The 21,544-nt window shown below is 46.8% G+C and carries 21 protein-coding genes; 6 read left to right on the top strand and 15 right to left on the bottom strand.

Annotated elements, in window-relative coordinates; all coding sequences use genetic code 11:
* Positions 1 to 4 precede the first annotated feature (4 nt).
* Positions 5 to 313 carry a hypothetical protein gene (locus tag ACTJJS_RS03125; RefSeq protein WP_440662373.1) on the top strand — a complete coding sequence of 103 codons (309 nt, stop codon included), beginning with the start codon at positions 5 to 7 and terminating at the stop codon, positions 311 to 313.
* A gap of 260 nt (positions 314 to 573) precedes the next feature.
* Here ACTJJS_RS03125 and ACTJJS_RS03120 read toward each other — a convergent pair whose 3' ends face one another.
* On the bottom strand, positions 574 to 1,335 hold the full coding sequence (locus ACTJJS_RS03120; RefSeq protein ID WP_440662372.1) for an SDR family oxidoreductase: 762 nt from the start codon (positions 1,333 to 1,335) through the stop codon (positions 574 to 576).
* Positions 1,336 to 1,593: 258 nt separating this feature from the next.
* On the opposite strand from ACTJJS_RS03120, the gene ACTJJS_RS03115 reads away from it, so the two are divergent.
* Positions 1,594 to 2,463 (top strand): ATP cone domain-containing protein, encoded by an 870-nt coding sequence (locus ACTJJS_RS03115; protein ID WP_440662371.1) that lies wholly within the window; start codon positions 1,594 to 1,596, stop codon positions 2,461 to 2,463.
* A 7-nt stretch (positions 2,464 to 2,470) separates the two neighbouring features.
* Here the strand turns inward: ACTJJS_RS03115 and ACTJJS_RS03110 are convergent, their stop codons facing one another.
* Both ACTJJS_RS03110 and ACTJJS_RS03105 read right to left on the bottom strand, forming a co-directional pair.
* Entirely contained in the window at positions 2,471 to 3,898 is a 1,428-nt protein-coding gene (locus ACTJJS_RS03110) for a L,D-transpeptidase family protein (protein WP_440662370.1), read from the bottom strand.
* A 74-nt stretch (positions 3,899 to 3,972) separates the two neighbouring features.
* The gene (locus ACTJJS_RS03105; RefSeq protein WP_168869320.1) at positions 3,973 to 4,377 is read right to left on the bottom strand and encodes a hypothetical protein; all 405 of its coding nucleotides are present in this window, start codon (positions 4,375 to 4,377) and stop codon (positions 3,973 to 3,975) included.
* A gap of 136 nt (positions 4,378 to 4,513) precedes the next feature.
* Here ACTJJS_RS03105 and ACTJJS_RS03100 point away from each other — a divergent pair, with 136 nt between their 5' ends.
* The gene (locus ACTJJS_RS03100) at positions 4,514 to 5,278 is read left to right on the top strand and encodes a TIGR00730 family Rossman fold protein (protein ID WP_343745024.1); all 765 of its coding nucleotides are present in this window, start codon (positions 4,514 to 4,516) and stop codon (positions 5,276 to 5,278) included.
* 50 nt (positions 5,279 to 5,328) lie between these two features.
* A complete protein-coding gene (locus ACTJJS_RS03095; RefSeq protein ID WP_440662368.1) occupies positions 5,329 to 6,168 on the top strand; it encodes a universal stress protein in 840 nt (279 codons plus the stop codon).
* A gap of 11 nt (positions 6,169 to 6,179) precedes the next feature.
* Here ACTJJS_RS03095 and ACTJJS_RS03090 read toward each other — a convergent pair whose 3' ends face one another.
* Positions 6,180 to 7,580, bottom strand: a complete 1,401-nt coding sequence (locus ACTJJS_RS03090) for a hypothetical protein (RefSeq protein ID WP_440662366.1) — start codon at positions 7,578 to 7,580, stop codon at positions 6,180 to 6,182.
* A 307-nt stretch (positions 7,581 to 7,887) separates the two neighbouring features.
* Positions 7,888 to 8,634 (bottom strand): helix-turn-helix domain-containing protein, encoded by a 747-nt coding sequence (locus ACTJJS_RS03085; protein ID WP_440662365.1) that lies wholly within the window; start codon positions 8,632 to 8,634, stop codon positions 7,888 to 7,890.
* Between the two features lie 394 nt (positions 8,635 to 9,028).
* On the opposite strand from ACTJJS_RS03085, the gene ACTJJS_RS03080 reads away from it, so the two are divergent.
* Positions 9,029 to 10,144, top strand: a complete 1,116-nt coding sequence (locus tag ACTJJS_RS03080; RefSeq protein ID WP_440662364.1) for a type I restriction endonuclease — start codon at positions 9,029 to 9,031, stop codon at positions 10,142 to 10,144.
* 388 nt (positions 10,145 to 10,532) lie between these two features.
* Here ACTJJS_RS03080 and ACTJJS_RS03075 read toward each other — a convergent pair whose 3' ends face one another.
* From ACTJJS_RS03075 to ACTJJS_RS03050, 6 genes are all read right to left on the bottom strand, one after another.
* A complete protein-coding gene (locus tag ACTJJS_RS03075) occupies positions 10,533 to 11,288 on the bottom strand; it encodes a DUF4397 domain-containing protein (protein WP_440662363.1) in 756 nt (251 codons plus the stop codon).
* Between the two features lie 190 nt (positions 11,289 to 11,478).
* Complete coding sequence (locus ACTJJS_RS03070) at positions 11,479 to 14,058, bottom strand: TonB-dependent receptor (protein WP_440662361.1); 2,580 nt, start codon at positions 14,056 to 14,058, stop codon at positions 11,479 to 11,481.
* 43 nt (positions 14,059 to 14,101) lie between these two features.
* On the bottom strand, positions 14,102 to 15,100 hold the full coding sequence (locus tag ACTJJS_RS03065; RefSeq protein ID WP_440662360.1) for a FecR family protein: 999 nt from the start codon (positions 15,098 to 15,100) through the stop codon (positions 14,102 to 14,104).
* A 55-nt stretch (positions 15,101 to 15,155) separates the two neighbouring features.
* The gene (locus ACTJJS_RS03060) at positions 15,156 to 15,692 is read right to left on the bottom strand and encodes an RNA polymerase sigma-70 factor (protein WP_168869334.1); all 537 of its coding nucleotides are present in this window, start codon (positions 15,690 to 15,692) and stop codon (positions 15,156 to 15,158) included.
* A 259-nt stretch (positions 15,693 to 15,951) separates the two neighbouring features.
* Entirely contained in the window at positions 15,952 to 16,161 is a 210-nt protein-coding gene (locus tag ACTJJS_RS03055) for a hypothetical protein (RefSeq protein WP_440662359.1), read from the bottom strand.
* Positions 16,162 to 16,303: 142 nt separating this feature from the next.
* On the bottom strand, positions 16,304 to 16,717 hold the full coding sequence (locus tag ACTJJS_RS03050) for a hypothetical protein (protein ID WP_440662357.1): 414 nt from the start codon (positions 16,715 to 16,717) through the stop codon (positions 16,304 to 16,306).
* A 218-nt stretch (positions 16,718 to 16,935) separates the two neighbouring features.
* Here ACTJJS_RS03050 and ACTJJS_RS03045 point away from each other — a divergent pair, with 218 nt between their 5' ends.
* Positions 16,936 to 17,397, top strand: a complete 462-nt coding sequence (locus ACTJJS_RS03045) for a putative quinol monooxygenase (RefSeq protein WP_440662356.1) — start codon at positions 16,936 to 16,938, stop codon at positions 17,395 to 17,397.
* On the opposite strand, the gene ACTJJS_RS03040 is transcribed toward ACTJJS_RS03045, so the two are convergent.
* Genes ACTJJS_RS03040 through ACTJJS_RS03025 form a run of 4 tightly spaced genes read right to left on the bottom strand, consistent with a single transcriptional unit; the run spans position 17,352 to position 21,534 of the window.
* Positions 17,352 to 18,203, bottom strand: a complete 852-nt coding sequence (locus ACTJJS_RS03040) for a helix-turn-helix domain-containing protein (protein WP_440662355.1) — start codon at positions 18,201 to 18,203, stop codon at positions 17,352 to 17,354. The two genes, ACTJJS_RS03045 and ACTJJS_RS03040, sit on opposite strands and share 46 nt — an antisense overlap.
* A 28-nt stretch (positions 18,204 to 18,231) precedes the next feature.
* Positions 18,232 to 19,923 (bottom strand): GMC oxidoreductase, encoded by a 1,692-nt coding sequence (locus ACTJJS_RS03035; protein WP_440662354.1) that lies wholly within the window; start codon positions 19,921 to 19,923, stop codon positions 18,232 to 18,234.
* Positions 19,924 to 19,937: 14 nt separating this feature from the next.
* Positions 19,938 to 20,798, bottom strand: coding sequence for an ROK family protein (locus tag ACTJJS_RS03030; protein ID WP_440662353.1), 861 nt, complete (start codon positions 20,796 to 20,798; stop codon positions 19,938 to 19,940).
* Entirely contained in the window at positions 20,779 to 21,534 is a 756-nt protein-coding gene (locus ACTJJS_RS03025; RefSeq protein ID WP_440662352.1) for a 6-phosphogluconolactonase, read from the bottom strand. The genes ACTJJS_RS03030 and ACTJJS_RS03025 overlap by 20 nt, the downstream gene beginning before the upstream one ends.
* Between the last annotated feature and the right edge of the window lie 10 nt (positions 21,535 to 21,544).

The following is a 21,544-nucleotide window of genomic DNA, read 5'->3' as shown; positions in this document are numbered from 1 at the left end:
CACCATGCAAAAAAACATTTGTATCCTGCTGATAGCTATGTTAACTGCCTGTGCTACCGCCCAGCAGGCAAAACATGCACGTAGATTTAACTATACCGCAAAAGGATGCCAGATGGACTCGCTCAAAAAACAGAGCATCGCTTTGTTTACGCGATACAACGAAAAAGGCAATCCCTTTATAGTAGATGTGACCGAAACAGATTCTTTTTTTATTATCCGGAAGTATCCTGCGAAACCTGCATACGGAGGGACTGTGGATGTCTGGATATCAAAAACAGAATGTAAGGTGGTGAAAGAGCGGTGGGGACAATAACTATTAATCTATCAATACAAACAGGCCGCTTCTGAAAAGACGGCCTGTTTGTATTGATAGATATATTCCTATGGTGGGCATCTCAAAACAACTCATCCAACAAAATATACTGCTCAATCCTCTCCTCAAGCCCTTTTTTATTTAGTCAGTAGGAAAAAAGTCTCCATTCGCTTTTTATACAAAGGTCTGGCTTACGCACAGGCAATGCTTACCAATACATGACAAACAGTTACCATTAGCCGCCATCAGACTGTCCATACTTATTGAGAGATCCATCCACCGTCAACCGGGAGGGCTGCACCAGTGACAAAAGAGGCTGCATCCGAACAAAGCCATATCACTGCTGCCGCCACTTCTGCCGGCTCTCCCATGCGCCCTACAGGTTCCATGTCCACAAATTGTTGTTCTGCCTGCTTATTATTCCCCGTAAAGCGGTCTATCATGGGTGTTTTTATAACACCCGGACAAACGGCATTTACCCGGATACCCCATTTGGCGTATTCCAGCGCGGCGGTTTTGGTAAGTCCTATCACACCATGCTTGCTGGCAACATATGCCGGGAGCGAAGGAAACCCAACCAAACCGGCCACAGATGCGCAATTGACAATAGCGCCACTACCCTGCTGCAACATATGGGAGAGCTCGTGTTTCATACACAGCCAGACACCGGTAAGATTTACAGCCAACGTTCTTTCCCAGTTCTCCTGAGTACACTGTTGCGTGGTAGCTGCCACACCTTCAATCCCTGCATTGTTGAAGGCAAAATCCAGCCGGCCGTACATACTGATGGTTTTATCAACCATCGCTTCAATGTCGGACGCTTTACTGACATCACATTTTATAAACGTTGCTTTACCTCCGTCAGCTTCTATTTGTTGCAATGTCTCCCGGTTAAGGTCTTCCACACAATCTGCGATCACTACCGACGCGCCCTGCCGCGCAAATGCAATTGCCGTGGCGCGGCCAATACCAAAGCTTCCACCCGTAACAATGGCTACTTTATTATTGAATATCGTATTCATATTTTTATTTTATTCCGGTGAAAAAATTCTATAGTATCATCAGGAAAATTTCCGGTCCGTTACCTGCTTCGTTATGTTTGTTAAAGTTAGACGAACCGTATGCAGCAGGAAATGATGATTGTCAATCGCCAGTCTGATTTATGTCGTGTTTTTGTTAACACATGAATGAATACATGACCACAATCAATAAAAATGATAATGAATATCACATAATGCCACGCTATACAGGCATAAATTAGCCGGAGAAAGACTTTTGATATGGCAACGAAACAACCATCTATACTGGTGACAAAATCCGATGGGACCATCGTCCCGTTCTCCGTTGAGAAGATAAGACAGTCCCTGAAGCGATCAGGGGCTTCAAATGAAACTATAGAGTATATAATCAACGAATTATACAAACGCCTGTACCCCAATATATCAACCCGTACGATATACAAGACCGCGTATGATATTTTAAAGAAGTCGTCCAGGCAGGTGGCCGGCCGTTACAGGCTTAAACGGGCCATCTTCGAATTAGGTCCCTCGGGATTTCCATTTGAACAATATATAGCTGAGCTGTTCAGACAAGCCGGATATTCCGCCATCACGAACCGGGTAATGACAGGCCATTGCGTTACACATGAAGTAGATATCTATGCCGTCAAGGATAAAAAATCCTATGTAATTGAATGCAAATACCATCAACTGCAGGGTACGCACTGCGATGTAAAAATCCCCTTATATATACAATCCCGCTTCAAAGATATTGAATGGTATATGAAAGAAACGAACGACAGCCAGCAACAGGAATATCAGGGATGGCTGATAACCAATACGAGGATAACGCCGGATGCAACCCAGTACGCAGCATGTATGGGCTTGAATATGTTATCATGGGACTACCCCGCCGACCGGGGGCTGAAAGACGTGGTCGACAAAACCGGGCTTTATCCTATTACTTGTCTTTCCACGTTAAGTCGTCATGAAAAATACATGCTGCTGGAAAAAGGAATTGTGCTGTGCCGTAGCCTGACAGAAAAGCCGGATTATCTGTCCGGCATTGGAATAACCGGCTCCAGGTATTTTACAGTACTGACGGAAGCTCAGCATTTATGTGAACACATAGTGAAAATGGAATGGGTGTGATTACCGATCAGTTATTTTCCCTGTAGACATCTTCATAAAATCTAACCTGGCCGGTAGCATCCGTCCAGGCTGTATTGTACAGTATAAGCACATAAGTTGTGACAGGAACCCTGAATATTACAGGTCTCTGGTCCGGTTGACTGCCTTTTGCCTCCAGGGCTATCATCGCAGCAGCTTCTCTATCCAATAGAAGGTGGGCCAGTTGCACAGCCTCTTCCACTCTCACGCACCCATGGCTGAAAAACCGCTGCTGCAGCATAAACAGCGCTTTACCCGGTGTATCATGAAGATACACACCGAAAGGACTATAGAAATTTAACTTCACAATACCCAGAGAATTGTCACAGCCAGTATTCTGCCGGATAACATACGGGAAATTGTTGCCGCCAAGACTGTTCCAGTCAATGGTGGAAGGGGGAACAATATGTCCTTTCTTATCTAATATTTCAAATTGGTTATCAACCAGGTATTGCCGGTCTTTTTTTATGTGGGGCAACAATTCCCGGACTGCGATCCTGTTGGGTACTGTCCAGTAAGGAAACAGCACCACTTCGGTAATGTTACTTCCAAGCGTGGGCGTCGGTGTGCTCTTTTTCCCTGTTATCACCCGGGAATACAATACCGGCTTTCCATCCTGGTAAAACACCAGACCCGTTGATGGAATATTCACTAATACCGCAGGAGCCTCTTTCTTGTACTGATGCAGCCAGCGGAGCTGGTTTAATGCGCTATTTAATTCGAGCAACCGGTATGTCAACGGAACGTTTAACGCCTTTAGGAATGGTTCCCTCAAAACACCATCGTCCAACATGTTATACAGGCGTTGGGCCTGCCTTATCCTCGCAGATAAGGATACCTTGCCGGCGCCGGGAAGCGTGTCACTTATTCCAATCTGCCTTAACCTCAATAATAACGGCGCATTGGAGCTATCCGCCTTTAGTGATGTAACCGGTACTTCTTTGAAAGCAGTATCCATAACAATGGGATACAAGACGGCTATACAGTTCTTCACCGCCATGTATGCTGTATCCGATGGCTCTACAGACGGCAGGAAATATGAAAACTGTCCGCTTAAAAGATTGTCAGCCAGTTTGGCGGCAATGTCTATTCCCGTGTTCTGTAAAGCGGGCAGCCCATTATACTTAACAGGAAGTTTTACCAGATGGCCATATGCTACGTCGCTAAAAAAACGTACGACCGTTGCGGTTATAACGGAATCAATATGCAGTGAATCTACTGCTGTTGGTATCTGATAGCTACTATCGGCCAAAGCTTTTATCAACGCCGGACCGTAGTCATCTATATTTAACCCCAGGCGGGCGGCTTCCCTCAGGTATGCTGCAAACAGGTCAAAATTCTGTCTTCCTCCGGTAGTGAGCCAAACGGGTTTTCCACCGGTTTTCTGGTAAAAAACGCGCACACCAGCATCTTCCATCCGTCCGGTTTGCCGGGGGAGCTGGGCATTTAAAGACAGACCCGGGAAAAGTAACAGTATAAAAAGGCAGGCTTTCATTCGGTGTCGTTATCTGGCGCGTCCGGTAACTGGAACGTATGGCTCTTTGCCGATCTGCCTGCATTATTCAACTCTTCCAGGGTCCAGTTATCTGTTTTGGTGGTTTCCAGCCATAATGTTCCCGCCTTGCGGAATATTTGGGCATTCAGGCCGAAAATGTGGCTGAAATCGTGTTCCACCTCGGCAGCAGTCCGGTAATAGCTGATATCAATCCAGCCAAAGCTGCGTCGCATTCCCATTTCCTCAACGCGTGTTTCCGGTGGTATTTTCTCTTCTTCAGGAGAATATCCGCCTTCAGGATGTGGTTTGCTGAAAAACTCCAGCTTCAGGAATGGATACAGGGTTTGGAACTTATCCTGCATATCCGCTACCATAGCTTCTTCGCTAATATACATCTGCATAAAAACGAGTTTTATTTCAATACAATTATAGCCTCGTTTTGAGTGCGGGAAAATGAGGACAATCACGCTGTTCCATGACATTGGTCATGATGCCCGAAGGAAAATCATGGTAAATTAATTTTACAATATTCATTATATGTCAACAGCTAAAATAAACGGGCAACCACCTGCAGTCCCACAGGAGCTACCGGGGCACGAAGAAAAATATTTCCTGGAGGGCCCCCGGTCCAGGAGCAAGGAGTTCTTCTTTTGCCTGAAGATACTGTTCGAATTCATTCGTGGATTCCGGGTACTTCATTTTGCGGGGCCTTGTATCGCGGTATTTGGGTCTGCGAGGGCAAATCCGGGTTCCGAGTATTACGAACTGGGGCGGAAAACAGGAGCCGGCATTTCAAAACTGGGATTTACAGTAATGACAGGTGGCGGGCCCGGAATTATGGAGGCTGCTAACAGAGGCGCAAAAGAAGCCGGGGGCAAATCGGTAGGGTGCAATATCAGTTTACCCAGGGAGCAAGCCGCCAACAAATACCTTGACCACCACTTTAACTGCAAATATTTCTTTGTGCGTAAAGTGCTTATGTTTAAATATTCCTATGGCTTTGTGATCCTTCCTGGAGGGATCGGCACGCTGGACGAGTTTTTCGAGGCGCTTGTTTTAGTTCAAACGCATAAAATCCTGAACTTTCCCCTGGTACTCATGAACCGCAGCTATTGGGAGCCGTTGATGCCCATGTTCCACAAAATGATCAACAGTCACATGATATCTCCCAATGATCTGCAGTATATACTGGTAACGGATTCCATTGATGAAGCAATGCAACACCTTCAAAAGTATGCCGTAGCGCAGTATCATGCAAAACGGACGCAGGAATTCCGCCGGATGGTGCTTTTAAGAGAATGACACCTTTCAATATTCCCCGTGCTTTTTATCATCTTTCTAAATTAATAGTCATGAAAAAGATAATTGCCGTTTTAGATGGCCTGAATTATTCCAGCAGTACCGTTGAATACGCCATATCCATTGCCAGGCAGGAAATGGCCCATTTGGTTGGCGTTTTTCCGACAGATATCAGTTACAGAAGTTATGCTTTTGAAGACCTGGTAGATGAATCGGGCGTTTCGGACCAACGGATAAAAGACTTTGCAGAAAAGGACAGGCGTACCAGGCAGAAAAGCATACAACAGTTTGAGCTGGCATGTCAACAGTCAGGCCTCAACCACTCACTGCATAAAGATAATGACACTGCAATAGAGGCCGTGCTGCATGAAAGCATTTATGCTGATTTGTTGATCATAGAATCCAGGGAGGCGTTTAACAGGGCTAAAGAGGAAAAACCGTCCCATTTTCTGAGTCAATTGCTTGCAGAAGCAGTATGCCCTGTGTTATTGGTCCCATCTGAATTTACCGGAATAAGCAAGTCAGTGTTATTGTATGACGGCTCGCCCTCCTCTGTGCATGCCATCAAGATGTTTGACTATACGCTTTCCAGTCTGAAGCATCTGCCGGCCGAAGTGGTTTCGGTAAAAAGCCCGAAATCTTCGCTGCATCTCCCGGATGGAAAGTTAATGAAGGAATTCATGAAAAGGCATTATCCCCAGGCAACCTACCAGGTATTGCAGGGTATTCCATGGGAAGTGATTCCGGCTTATCTGCATGGGATAGGCGCCAGTACTATTATTGTTCTGGGCGCCTATCAAAGAAACCGTTTGTCAAGATGGTTTTTTCCAAGCATGGCGGACACCTTGATGCAGGAATTACAATCTCCATTATTTATCGCTCACTGCAAATAACATTACGCTGCCTACTTTTGCCCTTCACGGACACGCTGAAATGCGTTTAGGTACCGCTGCAACTTAGAGCTGGTAAAGCCTGTATCCGGATGGAGCACCGGTTTGCCTACGGTATCCAGCAGGAAAGAGCAGTCAGTCCCTAAATTTACCTGAGACGCGCCGTGACAACCCTGGCATCCGCCCATCACATAACCTTTGCCTCCATAAACGACATTCACTTTATTGTCCTGAGGGTTTCTTATCGAACTGCCTCTGAATTTGGCCAGCGTATCATCCGATTCTATCACATAATTGGCCAGGAAGTAGCTAAAGCTGGTAGAATCATTGGTAGTGGCGGCTTGTACGCCTACCAGCCTGTAATACTGCCATATTGATTTTGGGTTTCTCTGCAGTATTAAACCATGCGCCGCGGTAGTGGAGTTTTGTACCACCTGTGGTATAGGGTGATAGCGCGGGTAATTCTTCACGAAAGGGCCTGTCGGATTTCCGTCTCTGTCAAGCCTTATATAACCCATGTCAGTGATATGCCCTCTGCCGGCCAAACTGTTTTGTACGTCGACCTGTTCAAAGGTAGCAAACACAAAATTCGGGAAGGTGGTGGTTTTATGGATGATATGAATACCGATCAGCGCATAACGTTTATTAACAGCCCTGAGTACACCGTTGACGCTCTCGTAGGTAAGCACGGTACGCATCACGTACCTGGTACTGTCTTCATTGGATTTCAGTCTTCTCCAGGCCGTCTTTACTTCAATGGCGCCTTCGGTGGGCCGTTGATTGTTGCCACAGGGCAGGCAAATAACCCTGCCTATCCCTTTTCCCTTCGCGGAGAAGGTATCGCTTTCGCAGGTGGAGGTGGAGCCCTTAAAATAGGCGGAATCCGCGCTGATACTGTCTTGATTATTGATATTGCCCTGATAAAGTTTTTCCTTGGTGCCGAAATTTGTCTTGATATAATTATATTCATCCCGGTTCACCTTTGCCTGGTACAGCACCTGATATTGCTTATCATTTGTAACAGACTGTCCAAATACGACACAGGAACCTATTTCATTGTTTTCATCCAGGTTGTTGAAAACGGTGGTATCTGTACCTGTGACCGGTTGGCTCCAATTATAGTAAGTATAGTACGGTACTGTATCGAATTTGCTCATGACATTAGTGGCCGGCCTCAACTCCGTCCGGTGTTTATAGGTCTCCCATACGAACAGCGACGGATAAGGGCTCTTGTCTGTTTCATACTTCCAGCCTGCATCCGGCGTTCCTCTCGAACCTGATTGTTCATAGTCGGACTTCCAATTCAGCGCAAAAAATTCATCCCAGGCAAAAGTGCAGAGGTTTTGTGGGGTAGCCTGACCGGAAACATCATGAGGAACAGCGGAAGAAATGGTGATAGGAAATGTCTGGCTCATGTTTTCAAGCGATTCCCCTGCTGCAGCCGGCTTTCTTCGCATCAACAATATGCTCGCAGCTCCTGCAAACAATACTATAAGAAAAACATACTTTTTCATGATTATTAATTGAGGGTGAGAAAGAAAAGATAGCCAGGAGGATATCTGATGGGCAAATGGTTAATCGATTATTTTGAGGATATGAATATAGTAATAACGAGATCTCGATATCGGGTCTTAATATAGATAGCAGTCCTTTCTATTTATCTGATTGACGATTTAAGGTATACAAAAATATGCAATTGAAAAAATTATTTTCGATATTATGCTATGAATGCTCCGACAGGCCAGACAATAATATAAACCGGCCGTTCGTGTTTTTAGCCAGTTCTTTGGGGGACACTCCTGAAAACTTTTTGACTTCCTTGATAAAATGTGTCTGGTCTGCAAAATCCAATTCAGGAAAGAGCCTCCCCTCTTTGATCTGTTGCAGGGAAGCTTTAAAGCGGAAAATATTACAGTAAGTTTTCAGAGAAATACCGAACTGCTCGTTGAAATACCGGTTGATCTGCCGGCGGCTCCAGGCCACACGGTCAGCCAGCTCCTGCACCGGCAGCGAACCATTGGAGGCGTAAATCAGGTCAAACAATTCTTTTTTACGATTATCAATACCGGGTTTGACAAGGCCCAGCATTATAGCGGAGATTTTTTTGCAGAACATGTCAAAGTCTTCCAGGTCATGCGGCCCGATGTTCCAAAACCCATCCGGCAGCCGCTGTCCTTCGTTTAATACAGCCGCCATTTTAATATCGAGCAGGTACTCGATGGCGAGCAATTTAAAACTGACCGCAAACATGACAACATTGCCGGGAACGGTACCGTGCGCCGGCTGGGTGTCCAAACCGCGAAGCGTAGCATGAAAATCCTTATTGACCACGGCAGAAAAAATGATATCGAACCGGCCGTCCGGCAGGACAATAATCTCTTTCGCCGCTGCTGCGTCATTCCGGACCATCCAGAAGCTTTCAACAAAATCGGCGAGGCTTTTATCGGGCGGTATACTTCTCATTTCCATGCTGCGTGATGATATATACCTAAAATTACGGTTTTATTGCTTTGGGCGGCTTTGGCCGGCAACTGTTCCATATTCATTCATTTTATGGCGTACGAGGGAATCCTCGGGCCTGACAAAGCCACTTTCTTTTGCTGATTGCGTAATTATTCGTTATTTTAAACTGCAAAAGATCAGTATTTTTCCCTTTTAGCAGCAATCATCAATATCCTATTCACCTCAAAATTATCTAGTAAAACACCGTGAGAGAATTAGCCTAACTGTAGCAGATACCCTGCGTCCTGTTCATAGCCTGCCATCAAGTGAATTTCCGTCGTTAATTAAATTTTCAAAATAACGTCCGGTATCAACCAACTCTACTTAACAAGCCCAAAATCAAATCTTAAAAACTATAACTATGGATTTTAAAGATGCAATTAAACAGCTGGGGGACAGAGTGACCAAGCTAAAGTCCCAGGTACTTACTGAGGAAGCGACCAAAAATGCTTTTATCATGCCATTTATCAAAGAACTAGGCTATGATGTTTTTAATCCACTTGAAGTCATCCCTGAATTTGTTGCGGACATAGGAATAAAGCAGGGAGAAAAAATTGATTATGCTATCATAAAGGACGGCGCTCCGATTATTCTGATAGAATGCAAATGCCATACAGGGCCACTCAATGTACACAACGCATCGCAGCTCTTTAGATACTTTCATGCAACCAAAGCCAAATTCTCAATTTTAACTAATGGGATAGAATATAGATTTTACACCGATCTTGTTGAACCCAACAGAATGGATGAGAAACCCTTCTTTGTTTTTGACATCGCTGAAATGAAGGACACTCAGATTGAGGAGTTAAAGAAGTTTCACAAAACGAACTTTGATTTCACCAAAATTGTAAATACTGCCAGTGAATTGAAATACACCAATGAGTTAAAAGTACTCATTTCCCAGGAGCTGAATAATCCATCGCCCGATTTTGTAAAGTATTTCGCAAGGCAAATCTATCCAGGCGTCGTTACACAAAAGATCGTGGATCAATTTACAGAGCTTACTAAAAAATCCTTCACCCAGTACATCAATGATATTATCACTGACCGGCTCAAATCAGCACTGACCAAGGAGGCTGAAAACCAAAAGCTGGAGACGACAACTGTTGAAGATGACAGTCCCCTCCCGGAGGATGAACCGAAAATATTCACAACTCAGGAAGAAATAGACGGATTTTTAATAGTAAAATCTATTTTGAGACAGATCATACCTGTACACAGGATTGTTTACAGGTATGCTCAGTCTTATTTTTCTATTCTTCTGGATGACAATAACCGGAAAACGATCTGTCGCCTATATTTTAATGGCGCAAAGAAGCAGGTTGGCTTGTTTGACAGTAACAAAAAAGAATCCAAAGTAGAAATTCTTAGTCTTGATGATTTATATGCCCACTCCAGTACCTTGCTGGATATGGTACGAACTTATGACAACAAGAAGGTCTCCACAGATCCAGAAATAGAACAAAGCAGAAATTAAAATTACGAACAGGGCCTGGTATAATCCAGGCTCTTTTCTTCATCTTTCTTTCAGTTATCACACGCCTCCTCAGCGATCTTTAAAGACAAGGCACTTCTTTTACTGCGCATTTAAGGCTTCTTCAATTCGTGCAGGCGTTTGGTCTTCGCTCGGCAAATAAAGTTGATTTAAAAAGTTTAATAACTGTGTACGCCTATTCCTATCGCGTGTGTTTCACTCTTTTTAATGATCTCTTCGTTCTGCCTGCAATATTATAATATCACCCTGATAAAATAAAATGTACTGTTATGTAATAATGGGGCATTCTTTCCTTGTGGGGAGAACGAAAAACGGCTATAAAAAGGCCGTCCCAGGAATGGGACGGCTTTAGACATGGTTTCCCTATTGCTTATCTGTGCTGCCATAACTGGAGGCCGACCCCTAAGGCCCCGGAAGCTTTGGTGAGTCCGCTGAGATAAAGCGTCACCACTTTTCCTTCCACCAGTTTTACAGACGGTATATCAAGAACGGTTGTAATAGTTGTACCGGCTTTTGTTTTTACTTTCACCCGGTAATCGCCGGAAGCGATGGCCTTAAAGGGAGACAACACTGCCACATCCGGTTTATCGCTGATATAGGCTGCATTGTTCACCAACCGGATACTGTCACTGCCTTTGAAAACATCAATATCCACTGCGGCTGTATTCGGTGACAGGTGCAGGAAGCGAAGGCCGGTCTTCCCTTTTCCGGGATCAGCAAGATTATCGTTCAGTAACACGGCCCTTACTTTATTAGTATTTAAGGTATCATACAGAAACAGTGAGTAGGCGCCTTTGTCGTTGAACCGGAATTTGGTGTCGACAATCACCTTGTTGCCGTCCTGCGTCACTTTCAGGCTGCTTTCATTTTGAAAAGCCACGGTTATGTAGCCTTTGGAAGGATTGAGGAATGGCAATTTTTCGGGTAATTTTTTTCCATCTATTTCCACTGTCAGATCGCCAACTTTAGGGGCAGTGTGCACGATCTGTATGCCGGCACTTTTTTTCGCAGAAGGTTGCGGGGCGGAGTCATTGTTCTTTTTGCAGGACATAAAGGTGGCTGCTACCAACAGTGCACAGGAGATACCTGTCAGAGATATCCCTGATTGAGTTCTTACGTGTTTCATATACTTTTTGATTTATTAAATTGATTCCTGATAAGCATGAGGCATAGCCCGTCTGTACCGGCCATTGTATCAACAGCAGGCGGATAACAGACAATAGTTACATACAGCACAGATATAATCCTCTACTGTTAAAACAGCTAACAGGAAGAACTTCCTACGCAGTGTTTATTTTTTTTAAAAGAAATCCCGGTTACAGATTCAATGTATAGGAGAGATAATAGGTCAGGTCAAATATCCGGCCGCCTGACAGGGTAACATTGCTGTTATCACGCGTATTGATGACGTCTGAAGAGTACTGCCCATTGGAGCCGTAGGCATTATAGACACCCACTGAAATCTTATGTTTCTGTGTGCCGGTAACAAAACGATAGTTCACATTACAGTTGAGCCGGTGATAATTGGGATTACGTTTATCATAGTAAGACTCGCCTTCATATCGGAACGGTTCTCCTTCCTCTCCTGGCAGTGTCCCCATGGGCCGCCGCATCCAGTCACCTGTGCTGAAGTACCACACCGCGCCGATGTCCCAGTGTTTGTTGGGGCGGAAGCTGGCCGCGATGTTCAGCTGATGGCGCCTGTCGAAACGGAAAGGGAATTTCTCGCCATCATTCACCTCGTCAAACTGGCGCCAGGCCCAGGCCAGGGTATAAGACAACTGCAACTGCCATTTCTGCCATCGCTTTCCGGCCAGCAGCTCACCGCCATAGCCCCATCCCTTCCCGGTGATAATATCCTGCTCCCAGGTATCTTCGTTGTAAAAGATATTTCCTTTCTCCGCAAAGTTGGTGACGTTATTCATTTTCCGGTAGTAGACATCCGCTGATAACAGCGTGCCTTTGTTATCATTGAAGCTGTACCCCAGGTTGAACATATCACTTTCCGAAGGCCGTAATACAGCAGTACTGGGCACCCATAACACACTATTGATGCCCAGGAAGGGACTTGTCACCTGATGCAGGTACTGCCCCATCCGGGCATAGGAAAAAGTCAGCTGCTGATTTTTTCCTATCCGGTAAGCCGCAAACAGCCGCGGCTGTAGAGCATTGTAATGAAATGTCCTGTACCGGTAGCCGCTGAAAAGCAATCCTGGCCTTAGCAGGAAACGTCGGCACGGTTTAAATTCATTTTCGTAATAGAGGGAATATTCTGTGAAAGGCAGTGGCTTCATGGGCTTAGTACCTTCCGGTACTTCTTCCAGGTTGGGTGTGACGTTTGTTCCGAAAGGGTGAATGACGGTATGTAAAAACTTGCCGCCAAAGCGGAACTGCAGATTTGCCGATGCATTCATCTCGAACTGCGTCCTTGCCTCGTAGCGCTCTACTGACGCATAGTTATTATATGCTTTGGTTTCTTTTTCCTCCCCTGTTGAATCGTCATAAAGGATAAGCTGCATACCGGCCAGGTTATGATAGTTGCTTACATTCAGGGTGGTATTCACAAAAGAACGAGCGCCGATCACATGGTTCCAGTTGAGGGTGGCAAGCCGGTTACCCCATACCTGCAGATTCTGATATTCATTTTGTACCAGCTCCAGGCGGTCTTTCCCCATATAGCCACTGAGCATTATTTTATTGTTGCTGTCCAGCAGATGCGTGATTTTGAAATGGATATCATAAAACCGCAACCGGTAATTACTGTCCAGCATCCTCAGCAGCGGGTCTGACCAGCTTTTCCGGACCGAGGCCAGCACGGCAGTGCGGTTTTTTATCAGCGGCCCGTCTACTGCCATTGCGGTTGCCAGCAGGCCGGCGTTTACCTGTCCGCTCCAGGTATCCATACTGCCGTCTTTCGTGTTGACTTCCGTTACAGAAGACAATGCGTCATCAAATCTGCCGGGAAAATCGTTCTTGAACTGCCGGATTGATTTCAGCGCACCTTCGCTAACGATAGACAATTCCCCCAGTAAATGCGTGGGATTGAAAACCTGGTTGCCGTCCAGCAGGAAAGCACTTTGCTCCGGGTCGCCACCGCGTACCATCAGTTTACCGGTCGTTTCCTGCGATTCAATATTTCCCGGCAGCAGATACAATGATCTCACCGGGTCGCTCTCTCCAAAAAAATTGGTATAGGCAGAAGCAAGATATTTTTCCACGCTGGAGCCTCCGTCCTTTTGCAGCATACAGCCCGGTGTTACCTTTACTTCCGGCAATACGGCGGCACGCATCATCAAATTACGCCTGATCGTACTGCCAACAGTCACCGCTGATGTTACAGGCGGATAACCGGCGTGTATCACCTTAATATGATGAAGGCCGCTTTTCACCGGGAGACTATAATACCCGAACCTGTTGGACTGGCATACACGTCCTGATTCCTGGTCTTTTATCATTGCATAAGGTATCGGCTCCAGGCTGTTTTCTTCCATGATATAACCAAAAAGGGTGTACTCATTCGTGGCACTGTCGCTCGTCAGCGCCGTGGCCGAAGGCACCAGCATCACCTTTCCGTTCCGCTCTTCTATCTTCACATATTTTCCGTCCAGTAATATATGTAGCACTGCGTCCAGCGTTGCCACCCCTGCTGCAAGGCGTATCTCTCCGCTGCCATCCAGGTATCCGCCGGCATATTCGATCACTGTTCCGCTATAGGCACTCACCCTTTCCAATAAAAAAGGAATCGTGCCATGGGTTTCATGGCACGTAAACTTCCTTCCGAGCAATCCGGTCTGCGCAGTGACCGTTATATTGCCGGCAAGAATAATCAATATCAGTAGTAATAGTTGCAGTCCTGTTTTACGAAACCGTAGCGGAGCGGACACCCCTTTTATCATCTATATTAAATTACTTGCTATTCGAATCCGTTTTACAGGAAGATCAATAAATTACCATGCTGTCCTGCTGTTGACGGTAATGCAGCCCGGTGATGACCGTAATCTCTTCCAGCACCTCTTTCAGCGGCTGTTCCCGAAAACTGGCCGTTACCTTTACCGATCCTGTTTTTAAGGTATCATTCACGTTAACAGCAGTGCCATAATAAGCAGAAAGTTCTTTCACCACTTCCTTCAGCGGCGTATTGGTAAACCTCAGCGTACCGGTTTGCCATGCCAGGTAATTTGAATCGCTTACATTTTTCTTTACGAAGGTGTCGCCCCTAAAAGACACCTGCTCCTTAGCCGAGACAATGCATTGGTTTTCGGGCTTAGCTTTGTCCGTGAACAGCACCTTTCCGGTCACTACCACCACGCGGTCGGCCCCGGCATTGGAGTTCACCACGAAAGAAGTGCCGAGTACCTGTACCACCGTCTTTTCCGTTTGTATCCGGAACGGGATATTTTCGTGGGATGCCACATCGAAGAAGGCGTCTCCGGTGAGCGTCAGCAGCCGGTCGTTTTGGCCGAAACCAGCCGAATAAGTGATGGTAGCACCTTTGCGAAGCAACACCAACGTACTGTCAGGCAGTTTTACGTACTTGTTGGTAGCATCGGCGGTAACCACTTTAGACCAGGTGATCTGTTGTTGTGTTGTAGGCTGAAAGAACATCCAGTAGCCGGCAATCATGATGACTATCGCCGCAGCTGCAGCAGCGGCCAGGCCCCAGTATCTCCGTAAGCCCGCCGTGCGGACTTCTCCGGTTTCAGCAATACCGATGTCTTTCAGGCGCTGGTCCACACGCTGCCAGCCTTTCGCCGTATCGAAGTGCGGTTGGCGTACCGTGCTGCTGCTTTCCGTCCATATTCTGTGATAATGGTCCAACGCTTCATCGTCTACAGCATGTTGCTGCTGCCATTCTTCCAGCGTCGCCGCTTCTTCCGGTGAGATCACTCCCCGAAGCCTGTTTATGATAATTGCTTTTATGTTGTCAGGTAGTTCCATCTTTTTTTCCTCTCCTACTTAGAAAACAAAATCGTATCGTATTTTCCTATGCTGTTCATAAAAAAAATAACAGCCCCATACCTGTATTCTTCACAAAAGCCCTGAGCATCTTTAATGCTTTCCATAATTGGTTGTTGACTGTTTTAACAGAAATACCGAGGCTGTCGGCCGCCTGTTGATTGCTCAGTTCCCCCAGGCGACAGAGCAAAAACACCTCTTTGCATTTGGGAGGAAGCTGTTCTATTCCCTGCCCCAGCAAGGCGTGGTAGTTCAATGTATCATCAACGGAAGGCATGATATCAACGGTATCATCATCTTCCAGATCAATGTCTGACAGACTGTATACGGTCATCCGTTGCTCTCTGTTGAGATGAGTAAGGCAATTATTACGTACAGCCGTAAACAGGTAAAATCTCAGGTTGTCGGACTGTACCAGGTCTTTCCGTGTTTCCCAGATCCTGATAAACACTTCCTGTACAATGTCTTCGCAGACGCTTGGTTCCTTTACGAAACTATTGGCGTAGATGCAAAGCGGGTTATAAAATTTTTCGAATCCCAGCCGAAACTGTTTATAGAGACCGTCTTCACGCACAAGCAATAAGTTTTACAAAATATAATACAGTACTTCTGATATGGCTATGGAGGAGATCCCGAACTGGTCCCCGATGGCCTCCGCTCTTTAGTATACTCAAAACGCCGCTGACCGGTGTATCCCCCTATGCGTCCATCATTAATTTTTCGTTTCTTTTCGGCGGGCACCATCCGCCATGTAGAAATGGTCCCCCGCTGAAGCAGGAGACCACGTGGTGCACAAAACCATATCAAGCTGCTGTTATACAGCAGGTGCCACCTTAATGTTTTCTAACCGGTTTACGCGCTGTATCTGCTTTAGCGCCGCCTTTGCCCACGGGCACTACTGCATGCCTGTTATCTTTCCGGGCGGTATCGCCGGCCTGTTTGCGTTGTTCTTTGGATGGTGCCTGTTGCGCCATGGCCCCGGTCACGGTTGTCATTGTTACCGTTGTTGCCATGATGGCTGCAAAAAATACCCTGTACTTCATAAAAACTGTTTTTTAGTCAAGTGAGTGAAATATCGGTCGGAAATAACCGCCGTGTATGACTATAAAACAGCAGGGGGACGGATCTTCCTATTGGTGTTTGAGAGAGGGGTGTTAAACTTGTGTTAAAGGGAATACCTCCACGCTACATCTTCCTGGCCGTTAAACTTTGCCATGCGGCCCCATTTCCTTTCCTGTTGTACTTTACCAGAATGAAACTGCTCATCCCCGGAACTCTGGCCAATGACAGCCTGTAGGTAAGATAGTTGTCTGTCAGATAGTAAGTAGTATCTGATAACTTCCTGAAGATGTAAGGCTTTTCCTCCTCTGCTATATCCAGCCTCAGCGTGTTGTCCATAATGGTCATCCGTATTTCCCTGCCTAATGACTCCGTTGCTTCCAACAACCCGCTCCTGTCCGAGGCATCCACGCTGGACACCTTAAAAGCCTGAATAAGGACACCTGCAGAAGCCTTGTGCAACCTGCCTGATCGCTGTGCCCTGACGGTAATGGCCAGGCATATCAATGCAATACATGCCAGCACTAATACTTTAATCATCTTTTTAGTTTTAAAGGGTAACTAAAACAGCATAATGCAAACTTATCCTATTCGGAGGCGCACTTTTTTTGTTATCTGGTCCAAACTGCCAAATCGGGGGTTGAAAAGGAAAGTTGCCATATTGAAGTGAAATCAAAGAAGGTTGGCAGATTTATACAATTTTACCATCGCCGGGAGGCCTAGTTTTACGGTATCATTCAATCTAATCACCTTTTGTTATGAACCGCACCAGGACTTTCCTTTGGCAGCTTGCCTGCCTGACATTGTCAATTCCCGCCTTCAGCCGTCCGTTGAACAATCCGGACAAACAAGCATCTGAAGGCAGGAGCATACCGGCTGCCAACAAATTATACACGATGAATACCGCTACAGAAAAATTCGTTATCGCCAAACTGTATATCCGGCCGGAATCAGCCGCTGCATTCAGCCAGGCGCTGGAAACACTGGCCATATTAACCAGGAAGGAAACAGGTTGTATGGAATATACCTGGTATCCTGAACCAACGGAGCCGGGTGCATTTACATTGATTGAACATTACCGCGACCAGGCCGGCCTTAAATATCATTTCGCACAGCCTTACCTGGCTGAATTCGTAAAAAAACTGGAAGGATGGAAATCAAAGGACCTGAAGGTTTATTTTCTTTCCTCCGAACCTGATGCACTGAAAGAGGACAAGTAGAAGTGTTGATCATGGCTTGCAGGAGATAAAATGGCACGGGGCTTATCGCCGAAAAATTTCCTGCAGGCCTTTATAAAATGGGACTGGTCATAATACCCGAAATCAAATGCGACCGGAAGGTAGTCGCTGATCTGCCGGAACAGCAGGTATTTCAGCGTATTGTTTAGTCGAGCTGTCTGTATAAATGATTTGGGCGTCACACCCATATAATGGGTAAACAGCCGTTCAAACTGGCGATAGCTGCTTCCCAGGCTGGCACTGAAAGACACCAGGTCGGGGATGTCGCGGTCGTAGTACAACCGCTTTACCGCCTCATCTACCAACAACTGCGGCCGGTGATACTTACCGAGAAGTCCCAACAGAAAGTCGCTGATCAGCGCCAGCTGCTGTGGCAAACCCGCATTATGGCGCAGTTTTTCTGTGAACCTTTTGCCTTCATCTCCATAAAGCACATTGATATCCGGAAAACACTCCACGACATCCGCTACAGCAGCAGGACAAAAATGCCTGACAGCACCGGCTTTAAACCGGACCGCGATAAAGAAATGTTCATGGTTGACCATCGCTTTGTAATGCCGATGGCGGATACAATAGATAGCCTGCAAAGGCGGTGTGTTAAGGACATTATTTTTTGACACCAGCATCATCGGTGCTTTCAGCTGGAAGATCATTTCCGCGCCGGTGCCCATGGCCACGGTGGGCGTCGCATAAGCCGGAGTAGTGCCTTCACAGGTCCAGAAGCGGTCAATGTAAGGGCGTAGCGGCAGAGGTGGCAGATAAGACGTCTTTTTTAGCAGCGCATCCATGCCGTGAAGGTATGAAATAAAAACGCCCTCACAACGCCCCCTTTTTCAATTGCTCCACCGCATAATTAGCCGCCCTGGCGGTTAACGACATATACAGAATGGACGGGCTCTGGTTGCCGGTACTGGTCATGCAGGCACCATCCGTTACAAACACATTCTTACAATGATGCAGCTGGTTCCATTCATTCAGCAGGGAAGTAGCCGGGTCTTTGCCCATGCGTACGCCTCCCATCTCGTGTATGTCCAGTCCCGGCGGCTGATGATTATCCGTCACCGTAATGTTCTTTGCGCCAGCAGCTGTCAGCATTGCCTTTCCTTGTTCAATAAAGTCTTTTACCATTTTATCATCGTTCTCATCATAGTCCACTGCGGTGATCAGTAAAGGAATTCCCCATTGGTCTTTTTGGTCTTTGCTCAGCCGGACATGGTTACTTTCTTTGGGAATGGTTTCTCCCTGCATATACATATACGCGCCCCATTTCCCCGGCTGACTGACAGCTTCCTTAAACGCGGCCCCTATCCCCGGAGAGTCATAGCGTTTCTCGCGGTAGGCAGCGCTGAAAATCACGTATCCGCCTACGAAATCAGTGTCCTGCTGATAAACATTCCTGAAGTTGGGGATAATACATTCCGCTGGTTTCGACACTTTGTAATATTTATCCTCAAAACCGTCAAACTCTCCGCTCATGCCCGCCCTGTAGTTATGGAAACAGATATATTTTCCCAGCAGCCCGTTGTCATTGCCCAATCCGTTCGGAAAACGTTTGGAAATGGAATTCAGTAAAATGAGATTGGTATTTAAGGCCGATGCATTGAGGAAAATAATTTTTGCGTGGTAGATAACCTCCTCTTTTGTCTGCGCATCGATCACCTTTACGCTGGTAGCTTTGCCGGACTGCTCATCATAGATGACTGAATGTACCACGGAGAAAGGCCGTATTGTCAGATTACCCGTTTTTTCCGCCCATGGCAATGTGGAGGCATTGGAGCTAAAGTAGCCGCCAAACGGGCACCCGCGCATACAAAGGTTGCGGCTCAGGCACTGCCGGTGTTGTTCTTTATGGATGTCCCGCGGCTGTGTCACCTGCGCCCACCTGCCGGACACATAATGACGATTGAACTTTTCGGCCACCACATCTTTCAAATGCTGCTCTACGCAATTCAATTCAAACGCTGGCAGGAACTCACCGTCCGGCATGGTATCTATCCCTTCCCTGTTGCCGCAAACACCAATGAATTTCTCCACATGGCTGTACCACGGCGCGATGTCTTTATATCCAATGGGCCATTCAATTCCGTACCCATAGCGATGCGGGGCCGTGAAGTCCATCTCACTCCAACGGGCACACGCTCTTCCCCATGTTAGTGATTTCCCGCCCACCTGGTATCCACGTATCCATTCAAAAGGTTTCTCCTGGATGTAAGGATGGTCCGCGTCTTTTACGAAGAAGTGGGCGGTGCTGTCATCATATCCGGCAGCCCTGCTGATGAAGGGATTGGCGTCCCGTACCGCTTTGGGCACTGCTCCCCGGTATTTAAAGTCCCAAACCGGAGTGTTGGCAGTAAGATAATCCTTTACATGCTCTACATTTCTGCCACGCTCCAACACCAGTGTTTTGAGCCCTTTTTCACACAGTTCCTTGGCTGCCCATCCTCCGCTGATACCACTGCCTACCACAATGGCATCAAAATGTGCGGCTGTATTTTTATTATCGGCCATACACAAAAATTTATTTAGTTATTAACCCGGCTATTCATCCGTGGCGACAGGTGCAGGGCTGCTGCGCCCAACACATTGCTGCCCGGCAAGACAGACGCTGCTATTTTCAGCTCGGGCACCGAACGCTGAAAGGCAAAGCCACGCACCGTTTCCCACATGCTTCTGGCATAAAAGGGAAATGCCGCTTTTAGCGCACCGCCAATAACAATACATTCCGTATCCAATACATAGAGGACCAGTTTAATGGCTTCTCCCAGATGCCTGCCAAAATCTTCATACATGTAAGTCGCTTCAATATCTCCTTCCACCGCCCTTCTGTAAACTATCTCCCCCTGCGTCTTGTACACATGCTCAAAAAAACGGCCGCTGACATAGTACTCCATATTTTTGTCGAGATAACTGATCATCCCGAATTCTCCTGCCCCGCCGTGCTTTCCGGCCAGCAATCTGCCATTATTGATAATCCCTGCGCCCAGTCCGGTCCCTATCGTCAACCCGACAACAGATCTGTAAGGCTGCGCAACGCCGAAATAGTACTCTCCCAGGGCAAAACAATTGGCATCGTTCTCTATTTTTACGGGTAGGCGGTACCGTTGCTCCAATATCCCACGGAGGTCTGTTTCATTGATAGCCGGGATATTCACCACATCGTACAATATCCTGCTGACAGGGTCCACCAGCCCCGGCACACCAATACCAATGGCTGTTGTATCGTCACCTATCATTTCATCTATTATCCCGAAAATCTGGTCCGTTACCTCAACGCGGCTTCCCCGGGCCTTCAGCGGCCGTGAAACAACCGGCTGAAGAACGCCGTCCCTTACAACGCCGGCGCGTAAGTTGGTGCCGCCGAGGTCAATTCCTATTATCTCCATGTAAATCCTGATTTGACAGACCGGAAGCAGCATCTTCATCCAAAAAAACAGTCACCGACGGATGACGCAACAGCAGGCTCGCAGGCAGCTCATTGGTAGCCGGTTCCCCCAGCATCTTCCGCACAATCCTGGATTTGTGTTTACCGCTCACGATCAAAATGATATGTCTGCTTTCCATCAGGGTGCCCATTCCCAAAGTGATCCCTTCTTCCAGCTCGAGGTGTTGCGTAAAATATTTCTGCCCCACCAGTTTTGTCACAGGATGCAGCGCTACAATCTGTGCCCGGCCATCTACCGAACATCCGGGCTCGTTCATGGCAATATGCCCGTTCATTCCCACCCCCAGGACAGCTACGTCTATGCCGTTCCGCTCACTGATAAATTGTTCCGCGTCAACGCATTCTTTGGACAGGTTAGCGGAACGACCGTCAAAAAAACAAATACGTTCGCTGGTCACCTGCAACGGACGAAACAACGTCTTGTCAATGAAATACCGGCAACTTCCTTCATCACTGCCGTTGAGGCCCACCCACTCGTCCAGCCCCACAAAACTCCAGGCAGACATGTTTTCTTTCCTCTCCTGGTATCTCTCTGACAATACTTTGTACAACCCTGCCGGCGTATCGCCGGAGGCGGGACATAGCAACGGCTTATCATAACCGGCCATCAACAGCAACAGTTGTTCCGCCGCCTTCACAGAAAGGTCGTCATATGTAGGATAAATCCTTATTTCCATGTTTTTGTTT

The sequence above is a fragment of the Chitinophaga sp. 22308 genome (assembly GCF_052045305.1).
In the GTDB taxonomy this organism is placed as follows: Bacteria; Bacteroidota; Bacteroidia; order Chitinophagales; family Chitinophagaceae; genus Chitinophaga; species Chitinophaga varians_A.
The sequence above is the reverse complement of the archived record's forward strand: the minus strand, read 5'-3'. Positions and strand labels throughout refer to the sequence as shown.